The following is a 17,359-nucleotide window of genomic DNA, read 5'->3' as shown; positions in this document are numbered from 1 at the left end:
TTAATATAGTGTATCAAGCTCAATGCCTTGATAGTAATGTTTTAATATATCTTCATAGGAAGAACCTTTTTCAGCCATACCGACAGCGCCGGTTTGCGATAAGCCAACTCCATGGCCCCAGCCGCCACCGTAAGCTTTAAACCCGACAGTGCCATCATCATGTTGAACAGGTTCGATATAAAATAACGTACTTAATAAAATACGTTCGATACCATCTGCAGTGATATAAGGTAACGACCAACGAACACGATCTTTATATTCATAGAAAGTGCCGTTTTCAGTCACATATTCTATTTCTAACACACGACCTGAGTCTGAGCGTTCGAGTACATTAATCTCGTAAACTTCTCCAACATCGGTATTATAGTAACCACTTAATACTTGAGAGATTTCTTCAGACGACCACTCAAAGTTCCAACGGTGATATTTAGACCAATCAGATTCAAAATCTCCATTCTTAACTGCGCGAAGAGAAGTTGAATTTGCGGCATTTTTGAATACAGATAGATCTGGAACATTTTCGGGTGCTTCACCACGCTCAGAATCTGGCACTCCTCTTAAATATTCTACAGCTCCTGAGCTCCAAACATCTTCATTATTAGCCGTAAACCCACCACTTGTTGAATGATAAACGGCCGTAATAAGATTGTCATTATAGGTTGCAACGACCCCTTTAGTCTCTTCAATGGCCTGTGATGAGATTGGGTGCTCTGCATCATAGCCTCCGTAAACTTGGTCAGAGGTTGTTGGCAATAGATCATATCCATCAGAACTACGTTTACCTAAGTTAGCAAATGTGTAAGTGCGTGCTGCAATAGCTTGTGATTTTTGTGCTTCTAACTCTCCATATGGAACTGGAGGGAGTTCTCTAGGAACAACACCTTTTAAGTATTCCTCAACTGGTAATTCGTTAATTCCAGCCAATGTACCTGATGAGTTAAACCCTACTTCAGCTAGACCGCGGTAACGTGTACCATTAATTGAAACAATTCCATCATCAGATTGTAAAACAACGGCATTTTCCAAGTTCACAGTTTCATTTTGAAAGGTTAATTTAACAGATGAATTTCCTTCATTTATAGTTACAACCTTCCAGAATGAGTCTGTGCCGGCTAGTCCTTTGTCAATGACTTCGTTTCGAAAATCATTACGGTCACTCCACGGGGCATCAGGTGCAAATTCACCGATAAAAAGTCTCCATCCACCATTGTAATCTTCAACGTAGGTAGCATAACCCTCAGCCTGAGCTGCTTCTACCCAGTTATTCTTAGATGATTCAGAAGTTGTCCAAGATACTTGTAGACGGTAATTTGATTGGATGGTGCCAGTCGAATCCAGTTCTGCTAGGACATGGTCATCTGTTCCAGAGAAGATGACCTCACCTGTTTCCTTATTAATCACAGAAAAATTTCCTTCACCACCAATTGTCAGTTGTTCGGCATTAGGAACAACACCAATCCGAATATCAGGATCTTGCTCTTCTGCTGTTATGGTCAATATACTTACTGATATTAAAGCGCTTAGAACTAGTGAAAACATGATAACCTTTAGCAAGCGATTCAAAGCAATCACTCCTTTTACAAAAAAGTATTTTCTTCTACAATATTTGATTAAAGACTGAAAAAACCTTTCAAAATTAAACTATCAATCATAAAATAATAGTTTAGAATGATAGATTTACAAATTTATACTATTAACGTAGTGCTAAAATAATATAGCTTTTGAGATAGGTTAATTGAAATTAATTTTTAATAAAAATAAAAGTATTTAAATTATTATGTCAAGTAATTATAATAGAGTTAATACTTCAGAAAGTGTGAGATTAATGACGTATGTGATTGGAATTGACGGTGGAGGAACAAAAACAAAAGCGATATTAGCCGATGAGTTTGGTAACGTATATGCTTCAGTAACAACAGGCCCAAGTAACCCCAATGCAATGATGAAAGAAGAATTGGCCGAAACCATAAACTATATTTTTAACGAATTAGAAAAACAAGCTCTAAAACAATTTAATGCCTGTAAGTTATGCTTTGCCGGTATGTCTGGGATCGGTGAGACCAAAAATTATAACTTATTAAAAGGTCTTTTTGCCTGTCAATGTGAAAATTCTCAAATGCAAGTGGTTATGAATAACGATGCCATTAACGCTCTATATGCGGGGACACTTGGAGAAGACGGTATTGTACATATTTCTGGGACAGGTTCCATCACATTGTCTTTATTTAATAATAAAATTGATCGTGTGGGTGGATGGGGCTATTTATTTGATGATTTAGGAAGTGGTTTTGCCATTGGTGAAGCATCACTAGCAGCTGTTTTTCAAAGTTTTGATGGAAGAGGTTCTGTAACATCTTTAACCCCTCGACTGCTTAAGCATTTTAATTGTGAAGAAGTGCCAGAATTAGTTAAAGTTATTTACAATGCGCCGAATCATAGGGTGAAGGTTGCAGAAATTAGTCCCTTAACATTTGAATGCGCCGCTGATGGTGATTCTATTGCTAACGAAATCATACATTCAATTTCTAAAGATATTGCGCATTCAATTAATACACTTATTAAGTCTCGTAATAAAGAAGCTGAAACCATTACTGTTATATTATCAGGTGGGATTTTTAAACGTGCCGATATCATGATTCCGAAATTAAAGGAACATATAAAGTATCCTGTTAGTTTAGAAACCATCAAGGTTGAACCAGTGTTTGGAGCGGTCATAGCAGCATTAAACGAATTAGGTGTTAAAAGAGATGACGAGTTTGTTAATCGAATTAATGAACAATACTAAACATGATATGGCATAATTGTGGATAGTAAAATTAATGATCATATAAAACGTAGAAAGGAAATTTGAATATGGGACGTACCAATGCAGGAATCTTTATGTTAAATGAAATGAAAAGTAAACTTCCTCCTTCTGAACGGAAAATTGCTCAATTTATTCTAGATTATCCTGAGAAAGCCATTAATATGACAGCAACTGAGCTCGGAAAAGAAAGCGAAACAAGTAGTGCGGCTGTCATTCGATTGTGTAAATCACTAAAATTAAAAGGTTTTCAGGAGTTAAAATTACGCGTAGCAGGAGACCTTCAGCGTAATGACGTGATGGAATTTAGAGACATTGAACCTAATGAGCCTCACACGACTACGATAGAAAAGGTTACATTAAATAGTGTACAAACGATTCAAGAGACAGCTGATTTAATAGACACAGATAGCTTAAATCAGGCGGTAAATGCTTTGTTAGAAGGCAATCGAATTTACATTTTTGGCGTTGGGGCTTCAAGTATTCCTGCCATTGATGCTTATCAAAAGTTAATAAGGATTAACCGTGCAGCATTTGTTTTAACAGATTTACATATGGCCGCAACTGCAGTGGCGAATACGGATGAGAGAGATATTGTATTTGGAATTTCTTTCTCCGGTGAGACACATGAAGTAGCTAAAATTCTTGAGATTGCTAATTCTCAAGGAGCCAAGACCATCAGTTTAACTAAATATGGACGCTCAATGGTTGCGGATCAAGCGGACATTAATTTATATACTTCAGCAACAAAGGAAGCTTCATTTAGAAGTGGAGCAACATCATCTCGATTAGCTCAGCTCCACGTTATAGATATTTTGTTTATGTGCTTAGCTTCTAAATCTTATGAACAAACAGTCGATTATTTAGACTCAACACGTACAGCTATTAGAGATTTACAAAATAAAGTGAAAAAGAAGAAATAAAAATATCAAAACACTCGATAACGGGGCCATCCTGATTTTGAGTGTTTTTATTTTTGTAGAATCATGAAATATTTATTTTATTAATTTACTGATAATATTGATTTTTATTTTAATTCAATTAATATTATAATTATAGCGCTTACATAAAAGGGGAATCTGTTTAATGGAGACTAATACTCGGATGAGAGTCTGTGGAATCATGTCTGGTACATCTCTTGATGGAGTTGATGTAGCCATTGTGGATTTTGAAGAACAAAATGGGAACATAGATTTTAACCTCGTACATTTTTCTACAGTGCCTTATAGTCATCAATTAAGTGAGCGATTACGGTCAATCGTACAACCGAGCAGTCAATCACCTGATATTTCATCAATGAATATGTTGTTAGGTGATGTATTTGCAAACGCAGTCAATACCACGATTCAAAAGTCCGGGTTAAGTCATGAAGACATTGATTTAATTAGTTCACATGGCCAAACGATCTACCATGACCCAATCATTCACGAAGACGATTCTCTACATCAACCGAGCACCTTACAAATCGGGGATATTAGTGTTATTGCGGAGAAAACCGGTATCCCTACCATTGGGGACTTTAGAACAAGGGATATTGCGGTGGGCGGTCAGGGTGCCCCATTAGTTCCGTTTGTAGATTACACTTTACTTCGTTCAGAACACAGTGGAAGAATACTAGTTAATATCGGTGGTATTTCAAACTTAACCGTTTTAAAAAAAAGCTTGTAAACCTGAAGACGTCATAGCGTACGATACAGGACCAGGTAATATGTTAATAGATGCCTTTGTGAATTGGTATACAAACGGAAAGGAATCATTTGACCCCGATGGTAAGTATGCAAGCCGTGGGAAAGTTCATACAGAATGGTTAAATGAATTATTGAATCACCCATATTATTCAAAACTTCCACCAAAGAGTACTGGAAGAGAACAATTCGGTATTGAATATGCTGAAAAGTTATGGAAAGAAGCGGATGATAAACGTATTAGTGAACTAGATCGAATATCGACTATAACTGAGTTAACGGTTCAAACTTTAGCTAGGTCGCTTCGCTATCATGTAGAGACGGATCACATTGAATCCATTTATATTAGTGGTGGAGGTTGGAATAACAGGCACCTTATAGTTAATTTAGAGAAACAATTATCGAATCATGTCACGGTACATTCTACACAAGAGCTTGGGATGAATATGGATGCTAAGGAAGCGATTGTTTTTGCATTGCTAGGGTATTTAGGCTTTAATAAAAAGCCGAATAATTTACCAGCTGCTACTGGTGCCGAGAAGCAAGTGGTAATGGGAAAAATCTCTTGGTAATAAATTTTTAATTAGGAAGGTTTATTGATGAAAAAACTAACTAAATTAACAACAGAAACGCATAATCCTAAATCAAAGCAATTGGATCAAATGTCAACAGATAGTATCCTGCAACTGATGAATGAAGAAGATTTATTAATTCCGAAAGCGATTAATAAAGTCCTACCTGAAATTGAGGAAACAGTTGAGGCAGTCTATCATTCTTTTATTAATGAGGGTAGGTTGTTTTATGTTGGAGCAGGTACGAGTGGTCGAATTGGATTATTGGATGCCGTTGAATGTCCTCCAACGTTCAGTACGTTACCTGAAAAAGTTCAGGCGATTATTGCTGGTGGAATGGATGCCTTAATGGTAGCAGTAGAAGGGGCAGAGGATGATTTTGATCTAGGAGTTCATGATCTTAAAGAACATGGCATAACTGAAAACGATGTCGTCATTGGTATTGCGGCAAGTGGTAGAACTCCATATGTGAAGGGTGCTTTGTCATATGCGCAGAAGATTGGAGCTAAAGCAATCAGTCTTTCCAGTAATGAGGGCTCAGAAATCAGCGAGTATGCCGATATTGCTATTGAAGTTATAACGGGACCTGAGATTCTTACTGGATCAACAAGACTGAAGGCTGCTACTGCCCATAAATGATTTTAAACATGGTTTCTACAGCTTCCATGGTTAAATACGGGAAGGTTTACCAGAATTTAATGGTAGACGTTAATGCTACTAATTATAAGTTGAAGGAACGTTGTAAAAAGATCGTGCATGAAGCGACAAATGTTAGCTATGAAGAGGCTGAAGAGGTTCTGTTAAAAACAGGGTTCAAAGTAAAACCAGCTATTGTCATGATCCTCGCAAATGTGGATTATAGTCAGGCTAAATTACTGTTAGAACAATCTCAAGGCTTTGTAAGAGAAGCGATTGGAAATAGTAGATAGGTATATTCACATTATTTTTTAAATAAAATTTTTAGAAAAGTAGAAAAACAAATGCTCAATTGGGGAGTTATTATGCAATTGTTGAAATCGATCCTAGATCAATATTTAGAGAGGGAGTATTTCTCAGGTGCCGTTTGTACAGTTATTAAGGATGATGATTTAGTATTTGAACAATCACTTGGCTATACGAATATAAATCAATCACAAAAAGTTACTAGTGAGACGGTTTTTGATTTAGCGAGTTTAACTAAAATTGTCACGTCTACCTTAATACTTAGATTAATTACAAATCAGAAGTTATCGCTAAAAACACAATTAGGTGATTGCTTACCTATTCAACAAAAGGAATTATCGTCTATTACTATTCATCAGTTATTAACTCATTCTTCAGGGATAAAAGCATGGCATCCTTTTTATACTCATTTACCTGAAAGAAACTTTTTTAAACTATTAGATGATATTGAGATCAAGCATGATGGACGAGAAAAAGTTGAGTACAGTGATTTGAACTATATGTTACTTGGTAAAGTGTTGGAGCATGAGTATTCTACCGATCTTAACCAAATAGTGAACCAAAATCTTAATAAACGACTAAGTAGTGACTTTTCTTATGGTCCTTTGAACGCTAGTAATATAGCCGCTACTGAATTCGGTAATCGTACAGAGATGGGCATGTGCAAAAATCGGGGTTTAGACTTTAATCAATGGCGTCAAACAGATCAACCGATCATTGGCGAAGTAAACGATGGCAATACATATTACTTTTTAACGGTCAAGCAGGACATGCCGGGTTGTTTGGTTCAGTAAAGGACCTTATTAAATTGAATGATTTATATTTGAAAGGAGGAGTTTATAACCATGAAGTCTTCCTAAACGAAGAACTGATCAATCAGTCTTTAGAAAATCAAGTAGGTCAAAGGGGATTAGGCTGGCATTCAGGTAGACCGTTTCCAGCGGGGATGGGCCATACAGGATTTACGGGAACTGCAATTTGGATAGTACCAGACATCAATTGAATGTTGTTTTACTGACTAATCGTTTAAATACGAAACAGCCTCAAAATTTACAAGGTTTTCGTGAAGAAGTCTTTAAGGCGATTATGGATGAATTTATATAATTAAAAGGGGAGAAAATGATGTTTAATCGTAAAGGGTTACTAGTAAGTGTGTTGCTTTTATTCGTGTTAGTACTAGCTGCTTGTACGAACGTGGGAGGAAATGATGATTCAGATTCGCAAAATGAAGGCACAGAGGGAGAAGAGGCAAAAGAAACCGATGCAGAACAGGTGCTGAAAATTGCTAATGATCAAGAGCCTGCGGGGTTAGACCCTCATAAAACACCTGCACATTCATCTGTTAGAATCTACTCTCAAGTTTATAGTGGATTAGTCTCGTTTGATGAGAACATGGAGGTTGTGCCTGACTTAGCAAAAGAGTGGAATCAACCAAATGATACGACTTATGTGTTTACATTGCGTGAAGGTGTTCAATTCCATAACGGAAATGAAGTCACAGCTGAAGATGTTAAATACAGTTTCGAAAGAATTTTAGCAGAAGAAACAGCATCGCATATTGCATCTTATTTTTCAAATGTAGAAAGTATAGAAGTTGTAGGGGATTATGAAGTGCAGTTCAATCTAAGTAATCCTGATGCAACTTTCTTATCTAACTTAACGAATGCAAGTGCCGCTATTGTTGACCAGGAAGTGATTGAAGAGAACGGGGACTTGCAGCAGGTGGCAGTTGGTACAGGTCCATTTAAATTTGAAGAGTGGGTTGCTGATAGTAGAGTTAATCTAGTAAAAAATGAAAATTATTTTATTGATGGGCAGCCGAAGTTAGATGAAGTTATTTATTATACGATGAAAGAGGAATCAGCAAGACTATCTGCCATTCGTACAGGTGAAGTTGATTTAACCACTTTAACGGCGCAATCAGCTGAACTAATCAGTAATGAAGAGAACATTGAAGTGAAAGACTATCAATCTTTAGAGTATAGCTATGTAGGATTTAATGTAAATGCAGAACCACTAGATGATCCGAAAGTAAGGCAGGCTCTAAGTTTAGCGACAAACCGTCAAGCCATTACCGATATTGTATGGAGTGGTGATGCAGTTGTTTCAGGACCTGTAGCACCGTCTATGGGTGATTGGGCAATAGACGTTGAAAGTCACGAACTTTACCAGCATGATATTGAAAAAGCTAAATCTCTGTTAGAAGAAGCGGGTTATGCCGACGGTTTTGACATTACAATCACCACAGCTTCAACTTACGCTGACATGGTAGATACGGCACAATTATTACAGCAACAGTGGAAAGAAATTGGTGTTAATGCCGAGATTAATCAAATTGAGTGGGGCGAGTATATAGATACTTGGTCTAACACATCAGCTGATGTTCTTATTGGAAGAAATGGTTCTGGTACTGATCCGGACAGATCGTTAAATTATTTCTTTAATACAGAAGGTTCAGCTAATGTTTGGGGATTCTCTGATTCTGAGTTTGACTCTCTAGTTGAAGAAGGTAAGGTTACAGTTGACCAAGAACAACGTAAGGAAATTTACAACAAAGCTCAAGAACGCCTACTAGAATTATCACCAAACTTATTTCTTGTGTCTCCAATGAAATATGTAGCAGTCAGAGATTCAGTAGTTAATTTTACTCCTTATCCTCATGATGGGGGAAGACATTGTTGAAGTATCAAAACAATAAATTAAAAAGAGGCTGCTTAATTTAAGCAGCCTCTCATTATTAAGGGTGAGCGACATGTATGCATATATTTTAAGACGTTTATTAATGTTAATACCTGTACTATTTGGTGTGTCAGTGGTTATTTTCTTTACACTTCGTATCATCCCTGGGGATGTAGCTCAGACCATTTTAGGTACGGACGCAACAGAAGAAGCATTAGCTCAATTAAGAAAAGACTTCGGATTAGACCGTCCAGTCTTAGAACAATACATAACATGGATGAGTGGTGTGTTAGTCGGTGATTTTGGTGAATCCATGCGTACTGGAAGAGAAGTATTACCGGACATTCTTAGCCGTTTTAAAATTACCTTTGAACTAACTATGCTGTCTGCCATTCTTTCCTGGATTATTGCAATTCCACTAGGAATTATTGCAGGAATCAAGAGAAATACGAAAACAGATTTCACAGTGAGAATTATTTCGTTATTAGGTGTATCGATTCCAAACTTTGCTTTAGCAACCGTACTTATACTTGTATTGGCTTTAACCTTCTCATATAGTCCGCCTGTTGGATATGTTGGATTCTTTGAAGATCCTATTAAAAATCTTCAAATTCTATTATTACCTTCCATCGTTTTAGGAACTGCTATGGCTGGGGCTGTTATGAGGATGACTCGTTCTTCTATTTTAGAAATATTGAGGCAAGATTTTATTAGAACGATTAGAGCCAAAGGGGCAAAGGAACGCTTAGTTATTTTTAATCATGCTCTTAGAAATGCCATGATTCCTATTCTAACCATAATAGGTATGCAAATTGGTGTTTTACTGGGCGGTACTGTCATTATTGAGCAAATCTTTTCATTACCGGGCTTAGGACAACTCGTATTAACCAGTATCAATCAAAGAGATTTTACAGTGATTCAAGGTGCGATTTTGTTTATTGCTTTTGTGTTCGTATTGGTTAATTTACTAGTAGATTTACTTTATTCCTATTTAGATCCAAGAATCACTTATAAATAAAACAATACGCGAAGGAAGTGTGTGATGCTTCATGAAAGAGTTTCTTCAAAAATTAACAGATGACAAAGTGGGATTAGTTGGATTAATTGGTATCGTGCTAGTTGTCATATTAGCTCTATTAGCGCCTTTAATTGCTCCATATAAACCGGATCAAATGTTTACAAATCATACTCTTGAAGGGCCGAGTAGTCAATTTTTATTTGGAACCGATGAATTTGGTCGAGATATTTTCTCTCGCATTATATATGGAGCACAAGTGTCCTTGCAAGTTGGTCTAATTGCGGTAGGCATAGGAGCGATAGGTGGTTTAATATTTGGATTAATCAGTGGCTATTTTCAAGGTAAGGCTGACCAAATCATCATGAGAATTATGGATGTCTTCTTTGCATTTCCAGATATACTACTTGCCCTTACCATTATAGCGGTATTGGGTCCGAATTTGACTAATACGATGATTGCGATTGGTATTGTGTTTATGCCTGTCTTTACTAGACTAGTTCGATCAGCAGTAATGACAGTTAAAGAAAACGAATATATTACAAATGCCCAGGCTATTGGAGTAAAGCCCTCACTAATTATCATTAGACATATTACACCGAATATCATGGCGCCGTTTATTGTTCAAATTACCTTGGCGTTATCAGGCGCGATTTTAACTGAAGCAGCGTTAAGCTTCCTTGGGTTAGGGGTACAACCACCAGATCCATCTTGGGGCGTTATGCTGAATGATGCTAGAACTTATATGGAATTTGCGCCATGGACGATTTTATTCCCGGCAGGTGCAATTGTGATTACGATTTTTGTTTTAATTTATTGGGTGATAGTTTGAGGGACTTATTAGACCCTAAATTAAGACAATAAGATCGTCATTTTAAGTATAGCCACAAACCGAGGAGGTTTAAGATGAACCCTTTGTTGAATATAGAAAATTTATCTATTAATTATAAGACTAAAAAGAAAGAATTTAATATTATTAAAGATATTAAATATTAAAATAGATGAAAAAAATGAAGTATGGAATCGTAGGGGAGTCTGGAAGTGGTAAAAGTTTAACATCGCTCGCGATCATGAACTTATTACCAGACGTACTAGACATTAATGAAGGCTCGATTGAACTCAATACTAACACTAAAAAGGATTTAACTACTTTATCAAAAAGCGAGATGCGTAACGTTCGTGGTAGTGAAATCTCTATGATTTTTCAAGAGCCGATGACTGCACTTGATCCTTTATATACCATTCAATATCAACTACTTGAAGTATTAAAGATTCATAACAACTATAGTAAAGAAGAAATGTATCAAATGGGCGTTGACATGTTGGAAAGAGTAGGAATCTCGCGCCCTAAACAAATCATGAAGGAATATCCACATCAGTTGTCGGGTGGTATGAGACAACGTGTGATGATTGCGATGGCGTTGATATGTCAACCTAAGTTATTAATTGCTGACGAACCCACTACTGCTTTAGACGTAACTATACAAGCCCAAATTTTAGATTTAATGAACGAACTTTCTGATCTGCACAATACGGCTATCCTTATGATCACGCATGACTTAGGGGTCATATTAGAAACGTGTGAAAGGGTAGCGGTCATGTATGCTGGTCAAATTGTAGAAGAATCGACTGTCGAAAAAATATTCGAGGAAGCAGCTCATCCTTATACGAAAGGTTTATTGTCATCTATACGCTCGTTAGGAAATAAATCTGAAGAGTTATATTCGATCCCAGGAAATGTACCGACACCTGATCATTATCAAGATTTGGGCTGCAGGTTTGCGACGAGATGTCCTTATGCGATGGAGCGGTGTTTTGAACAAGAGCCTCCACTCTATCAAATTCAGGATGACCATTCGAGTAAATGTTGGTTACATGAAGAGGAGGAAGAAGCCCATGACCGATACACAACAAGTGTTAGAAATTAAAAATTTAAAAAAACATTTTCCGATTAAAGGCGGTGTTTTAAAACGCACCTATGGCTATGTTAAAGCAGTGGATGGCATCAGCTTTGATGTGAAGGAAAATGAAACATTTTCTTTAGTTGGAGAAAGTGGATGCGGGAAATCTACTACAGGGCGTGCCATACTCCGATTACATGAACCAACAGAAGGAGAAGTATTATTCTATGGGGATAATTTGTTAGATGTGAATAAGCGCTCTTTTAGACAGATGCGGAAGAATATGCAATTAATTTTCCAAGATCCTTATAGTTCATTAAACCCTAGAATGACCGTGAAGAAATTATTGATGGAACCGTTGTTAACCCACAAAATGGCTACTAAGAAAGAAGCTGAGCAAAAGCAGCTGATATGATCGAGAAAGTTGGTTTATCAAAGGACCAACTTGATCGTTATCCACATGAGTTTAGTGGTGGTCAAAGGCAACGAATTAGTATTGCAAGAGCATTAGTACTAAACCCTAAATTAATTATTTTAGATGAAGCGGTATCAGCACTAGATGTGTCGATTCAATCTCAAATACTTAATTTATTAATTAAGTTACAGAAAGAATTTAACCTGACTTATATTTTTATTTCGCACGATTTAAATGTTGTTAAGCATTTGAGTGACCGGGTCGGAGTCATGTATTTAGGACAGATGATGGAGCTTGCTTCAACAGATAAGTTATATGAAAATCCATTACACCCTTATACAAAAGCTTTATTATCGGCTATACCAAGTATTGACCCAAAAGAAAAGAAAGAACGAGTAATTTTGCAAGGGGATGTGCCCGATCCGAGTGATCCTCCATCAGGATGCCCATTCCGATTGAGATGTCCGATGGCTCATGAACGATGTGCTGAAGAAAAGCCAGAATTTAAGCAGATAGAAGAAGATCATTGGGTAGCATGTCATTTGTATGATTAAAAATTAAGGCTGTTCCTATAAGTTTTATAACTTTAGGAACAGCCTTGTTTTCATTATAATGCCTCAAGCAAAAAGTCTGCTAAATGAATGGCTCGTATGACATCAGATTGACCTTCACGCTCGATTCCGAGTTTCATTTGGATTAAACATCCAGGGTTAGAAGTAATAATTGTACGTGCCTGAGTTGCCCTTGCATGTTCCATCTTGTGGTCTAAAATCTGCATGGACATCTCTGGCTGGGTGATATTATAAATCCCTGCAGACCCGCAGCATGAATCCGCTTTTTCCATTTCCACATAATCTGCGCCATTAATGGCCTGAATTAACCGACGTGGTTCTTCAGATACCCCTAAGACGTTTCTCAAATGACAGGAGTCTTGATAAGTGACGACTTGTGAAGGGACGTCAAGATGATGATCCATAAAACCTAGCTCTACTAAAATGCTGGAGAAGTCGATAATCTTGCTAACGAACGATTCAGCCCGCTCAGACCATTTAGCATCGTTTTTTAGCAAGTAATCATAATCATGTAGAAAAGCACCGCATCCTCCAGCATTGGTGATAATATAATCACAGTCCACCTGTTCAAAAGCCTCAATATTTTGTTTGGCTAACTCAAGTGCACCTTGCTTTTCACCACTATGACCATGTAGAGCCCCGCAGCAATTTTGCGTATCGGGTACAACAACGTCACAACCGGCCTTGTTCAATAGTTTAATAGTCGATTGATTCGTCTCGCGGAACATGGTATCCATTAAGCAGCCGCGAAACATGGCAACCGTTGCTTTTGTTTCTCCTTCAGCTTTAAAGATCGCCTCCTCCGGTTGTTTTGACTGACTGACCTTGGGCAGGGCACGTTCCATTTGCTGCATATGTTTCGGAAGTATTTTCATAAAACCAAGTTTTCGAGTCGTTTTTTTGAAGTCCTGATTTTTGATAAAAGCTAAGTAGACTTGTCGCTTGCTCCATTCGTTTTTGATTAGGAAATAACTTATGAAACACGGTTTTTCTAACAGTTTTTTCTTTAAAAGAATGGTTTTTATGTTCTTCAAAAATGGCACGTGCTTCTTCCAGCATATGACCATAATTAACCCCGGCAGGGCATGCTGGCTCACATGCTCTGCATCCTAGACACACGTTAAGAGAATGCTCAACTTCTTCATATTCTTTGATTTCTCCATCACGTACGGCCTTCATTAATGCAATTCGCCCTCTAGGCGAGTGAACTTCGCTTTTAGTCTCAACATAAGTTGGACAAGCCGGCAAGCAGAAACCGCATCGCATACAATTGAGAAGTTCATTCTCTTCAATCCGTTCTTCAAAATCTTCCCTAATGGTATTCATCGGTTCACCACCTTAAAGTATGATTCGTTTTCGTGTTTCTTTAGCGAACATTTTTCCAGGATTCATAATATTAAGCGGATCAAATGCAGCTTTGATATTTTTCATCACATCAAGCCCTGCATTGCCGACTTTCCAAGCTAAATAAGGCGACTTCATTTCACCAACACCGTGCTCGCCTGTAATTGTTCCGCCAAAATGAATCGCATAGGCAAAGATTTCTTCAAAAGCTTTCTCAACTCGCTCCATTTCGTCTTGATTCCGCGCATCCGTCATACAAGTCGGGTGAAGATTACCATCTCCAGCGTGACCAAATGTCGCAATGTTTACGTTATGCTTTTCTGCAATTCTATTAATCTCCTGAACCATTGGTGCTATTTCAGACCTTGGAACAGTTGCATCTTCTAAAATTGTTGTTGGACTAAGCCGGGCAATGGCTGACAATGCAGCTCTGCGCCCCTCACGCAACCTATCAGCTTCTGTTTCTGATTGAGCCGTTTGTACATCAATGGCACCTTCTTGCTTACAAAGTGCTGCAATCCTCTCAATATCTCGTTCAACAACCAGAGGTGGTCCGTCTTGTTCTATAAGTAAAACAGCCTCTGCATCAGTTGGGAGACCTAAATGCGAAAACTCCTCAACGGCTTTAATCGTTTTCTGATCCATAAACTCAAGGGTCGCTGGCGTCATTTTATTAGCTATGATTCTAGAGACGGTTTGCGAGGCTTGATCAATAGATTTATAAATGGCTAGTAGAGTCTGTTTCGCTTCTGGTTTTGGAATTAATTTTAATGTTGCTTCTGTGATGATTCCAAGTGTACCTTCAGATCCAACGAGTAGTTTCGTTAAGTCGTAACCTGCGACATCTTTAGCAAGCTTACCACCTGTGCGTATAATTTCACCATTCGGCAGCACGACTTCGAGTGCTAGTATGTAATCTTTCGTCACGCCATACTTTAACCCACGAAGGCCACCTGAATTTTCGTTAATGTTCCCACCGATTGTAGATATTTTCATAGAGCTAGGATCAGGTGGGTAAAAAGGCCCTTCTCTTCAACCGTGTCGCAAATCGTTTTAGTAATCACACCTGGTTGAACTGTTATGGTTAAATTCTCCTCATCAATTTCGAGAATTTCATCGAGCCGATTAAATAAAAGCACAACGCCACCTTGAGTGGGTGTTGTTCCTGCTGCCAAATTTGTCCCCGAGCCGCGCGGAACAATCGGTACTTGATGTTCACCGCATGCTTTTACAATTTGAGATATTTCTTCCGTATTTTTAGGGCTGACAACAAGGTCAGGCTTACTTTGGAAATTAGGAGTTGCATCATAGGAGTAAGCCATTCTTGCGCTTTCGCTATGCTCTACATGCGACTCACCAACAATGTCTGTGATTTTTTGAATAAAAGAATTTGGGATCATACTATCTCTCCCTTTATTAATCTTACTTTTTATTATAATATGAATGTGAAGGTAATGAAATAATATTACAAAAATTAATAGTATTTAATAAAATTAAAGTTCAAAGGTGATTGTATGAATAAACTAATTAAAGATGTCCAGGTTTATACAGAGAAAGGCATCTTGAATAATCACCACGTTTTAATAGAAGACGGAGTGATTAAGCACATTAGTAATGAACTAATTGAAGCCGATGAATCTGTAGATGGGGAAGGGCATCATTTGATTCCCGGGTTCATCGATGGTCATATTCACGGAGCTGGTGGAGCGGATGTGATGGATGGAACCGTTGATGCGATCGAGGAAATTTCACGCACGATTGTCAAAGAAGGTGTTACATCATTTGTTCCAACGACGATCACTAGCAAACATGAAGACATAGAACGAGTGCTTAAAACAGCCGCTAACGATCAGTATCAGGGCAGAGCAGAGATACTTGGTCTCCATATTGAAGGCCCTTTTGTTGAAAAGAAAAAAGCAGGTGCTCAGCCAAAGGAATATATCGTGAAACCTGATGTGGAACTTATGAAAAAATGGGTGGCGTTAGCAAACCACCGTATAAAAACTGTAACCTTAGCGCCGGAACTTGATGATGAAGGTGAGCTGATTCGTTATTTGGTAGAGCAGGACGTTAACGTTTCCGCTGGTCATACGGATGCCAATTCGAGTGAGATTAGAAAAGCTGTTTCGCGTGGCGTTCATCAAATGACGCACCTATGTAACGCGATGAACGGCATTCATCACCGAGATGTTGGTGCTGTGGGAACGGCGATGCTTTTAGATGAGCTAAAGAGTGAACTTATTGCCGACCGCATCCACGTAGGTGATGATATGCTTCAGTTAATTTATAAAACGATTGGACCTGATCGGTTAATCCTCATTACTGATGCGATGCGGGCAAAAGGAATGCCCGACGGCACCTATTCACTTGGAGGTCAGGATGTGACAGTTGAAAACGGGAAAGCTACACTTGATGACGGAACGCTTGCTGGGAGTGTTTTAACGATGGATCAAGCTTGCCGGAATATGATGAAGGTTGCAGGTGCGAGTTTTGAAGAATGCATACAAATGGCATCGGTTAATCCCGCTAAGCAGTTAGGAGTTTTTGACCGAAAAGGGAGTATCACCATCGGTAAAGAGGCCGATTTGGTTCTGGTAGATTCTAATTTTAATGTGCAAAAAAAACTTCTGCAAGGGTGTTTTGTATGAATAAGGTGAATGAGATGGAGTTTTTAAAAGTTAATAGTTATAAAGAGTTGAGTCAAAAGGCTGCTGATAAAGTTGTGAAGGTGATTCAAGAAAATCCACATGCCGCGTTAGGTCTAGCAACAGGTAGCACGCCAGTTGGATTATATGAAAACTTAGTCCAGGCGTATCAACATGGACAGGTTGATTTTCATAAAGTAAAACATTTAATTTAGATGAGTATGTCGGGATTCATCAAGACCACCCACAAAGTTATCATCAGTATATGCAAAAACATCTGTTTCAATTTATTAATCTTAAAGACGATCATGTTCACATACCAGACGGTGAAACGGGAGACTTGGAAGAGGAATGTCAGCGATACGAGAGGTTATTAGCTAAAGAAGGTCCTATTGATCTTCAAATTTTAGGGCTAGGTATTAACGGCCATATTGGTTTCAATGAACCTGGAACAGCCTTTGATGCAAGAACTCATGTTGTTAATTTGACTGATTCGACCCGTGAAGCAAATGCGAAATTTTTCGATACGAAGGAGGAAGTTCCAAAACAAGCGATTACCATGGGGATCGGTAACATAATGGAAAGCCGAGAAATTATATTGCTTGCCTTCGGTGAACATAAACAACCAGCTATCAAGCAGTTGATGGAAGGTGAGGTATACGAGGACTTCCCAGCGAGCGCTCTTTTGCAGCACGATCGTGTAAGTGATTTATGGAGAGAAGGACAGTTGAATTTGCGTAAATTGAGTTAGGGACCTGGTGAGCGCTATAGCGCTATTTGGGAGAG

The 17,359-nt window shown here is 38.2% G+C and carries 12 protein-coding genes and 5 pseudogenes; 14 read left to right on the top strand and 3 right to left on the bottom strand.

Annotated features, from left to right (window positions below):
* Positions 1-1,563 (bottom strand): SpoIID/LytB domain-containing protein, encoded by a 1,563-nt coding sequence (locus tag JCM13188_RS02115; protein ID WP_054751790.1) that lies wholly within the window; start codon positions 1,561-1,563, stop codon positions 1-3.
* A 262-nt stretch (positions 1,564-1,825) separates the two neighbouring features.
* Here JCM13188_RS02115 and JCM13188_RS02110 point away from each other — a divergent pair, with 262 nt between their 5' ends.
* The 12 genes and pseudogenes from JCM13188_RS02110 to JCM13188_RS02055 all read left to right on the top strand — a co-directional run bounded on the left by JCM13188_RS02110 (position 1,826) and on the right by JCM13188_RS02055 (position 12,566).
* Positions 1,826-2,785 carry an N-acetylglucosamine kinase gene (locus JCM13188_RS02110; RefSeq protein WP_054751788.1) on the top strand — a complete coding sequence of 320 codons (960 nt, stop codon included), beginning with the start codon at positions 1,826-1,828 and terminating at the stop codon, positions 2,783-2,785.
* Between the two features lie 68 nt (positions 2,786-2,853).
* The gene (locus JCM13188_RS02105; RefSeq protein WP_054751786.1) at positions 2,854-3,726 is read left to right on the top strand and encodes a MurR/RpiR family transcriptional regulator; all 873 of its coding nucleotides are present in this window, start codon (positions 2,854-2,856) and stop codon (positions 3,724-3,726) included.
* 163 nt (positions 3,727-3,889) lie between these two features.
* Positions 3,890-4,471 carry an anhydro-N-acetylmuramic acid kinase gene (locus JCM13188_RS02100; protein WP_054751784.1) on the top strand — a complete coding sequence of 194 codons (582 nt, stop codon included), beginning with the start codon at positions 3,890-3,892 and terminating at the stop codon, positions 4,469-4,471.
* 40 nt (positions 4,472-4,511) lie between these two features.
* Positions 4,512-5,060 carry an anhydro-N-acetylmuramic acid kinase gene (locus JCM13188_RS02095; protein ID WP_054751782.1) on the top strand — a complete coding sequence of 183 codons (549 nt, stop codon included), beginning with the start codon at positions 4,512-4,514 and terminating at the stop codon, positions 5,058-5,060.
* A 27-nt stretch (positions 5,061-5,087) separates the two neighbouring features.
* Positions 5,088-5,989, top strand: a pseudogene (murQ, locus tag JCM13188_RS02090) (N-acetylmuramic acid 6-phosphate etherase).
* Between the two features lie 72 nt (positions 5,990-6,061).
* A complete protein-coding gene (locus JCM13188_RS02085) occupies positions 6,062-6,796 on the top strand; it encodes a serine hydrolase domain-containing protein (protein ID WP_054751780.1) in 735 nt (244 codons plus the stop codon).
* Positions 6,781-7,005 (top strand): serine hydrolase family protein, encoded by a 225-nt coding sequence (locus JCM13188_RS02080; RefSeq protein ID WP_054751779.1) that lies wholly within the window; start codon positions 6,781-6,783, stop codon positions 7,003-7,005. The genes JCM13188_RS02085 and JCM13188_RS02080 overlap by 16 nt, the downstream gene beginning before the upstream one ends.
* A 119-nt stretch (positions 7,006-7,124) precedes the next feature.
* Positions 7,125-8,684, top strand: a complete 1,560-nt coding sequence (locus tag JCM13188_RS02075) for an ABC transporter substrate-binding protein (RefSeq protein ID WP_054751777.1) — start codon at positions 7,125-7,127, stop codon at positions 8,682-8,684.
* Positions 8,685-8,754: 70 nt separating this feature from the next.
* Positions 8,755-9,699: an ABC transporter permease gene (locus JCM13188_RS02070; RefSeq protein ID WP_054751775.1), complete on the top strand. Its 945-nt coding sequence runs from the start codon at positions 8,755-8,757 to the stop codon at positions 9,697-9,699.
* Between the two features lie 31 nt (positions 9,700-9,730).
* Positions 9,731-10,528, top strand: coding sequence for an ABC transporter permease (locus JCM13188_RS02065; protein WP_279401249.1), 798 nt, complete (start codon positions 9,731-9,733; stop codon positions 10,526-10,528).
* Positions 10,529-10,706: 178 nt separating this feature from the next.
* Positions 10,707-11,624 (top strand): ABC transporter ATP-binding protein, encoded by a 918-nt coding sequence (locus JCM13188_RS02060; protein WP_279401248.1) that lies wholly within the window; start codon positions 10,707-10,709, stop codon positions 11,622-11,624.
* A pseudogene (locus JCM13188_RS02055) lies at positions 11,593-12,566 on the top strand (ABC transporter ATP-binding protein). Before JCM13188_RS02060 ends, JCM13188_RS02055 begins: the two are co-directional and overlap by 32 nt.
* A gap of 53 nt (positions 12,567-12,619) precedes the next feature.
* Here the strand turns inward: JCM13188_RS02055 and JCM13188_RS02050 are convergent.
* Both JCM13188_RS02050 and glcD read right to left on the bottom strand, forming a co-directional pair.
* Positions 12,620-13,910 (bottom strand): annotated as a pseudogene (locus tag JCM13188_RS02050) ((Fe-S)-binding protein).
* A gap of 12 nt (positions 13,911-13,922) precedes the next feature.
* Positions 13,923-15,328 (bottom strand): annotated as a pseudogene (gene glcD, locus JCM13188_RS02045) (glycolate oxidase subunit GlcD).
* 114 nt (positions 15,329-15,442) lie between these two features.
* Here glcD and nagA point away from each other — a divergent pair.
* The gene (gene nagA, locus JCM13188_RS02040) at positions 15,443-16,576 is read left to right on the top strand and encodes an N-acetylglucosamine-6-phosphate deacetylase (protein ID WP_054751773.1); all 1,134 of its coding nucleotides are present in this window, start codon (positions 15,443-15,445) and stop codon (positions 16,574-16,576) included.
* A 14-nt stretch (positions 16,577-16,590) separates the two neighbouring features.
* A pseudogene (gene nagB / locus JCM13188_RS02035) lies at positions 16,591-17,324 on the top strand (glucosamine-6-phosphate deaminase).
* Positions 17,325-17,359 lie beyond the last annotated feature (35 nt).

It is taken from the genome of Piscibacillus salipiscarius JCM 13188 (assembly GCF_001311865.1).
Lineage (GTDB): Bacteria > Bacillota > Bacilli > Bacillales > Alkalibacillaceae > Piscibacillus > Piscibacillus salipiscarius.
This window is presented reverse-complemented; position numbering and strand designations above follow the sequence as displayed.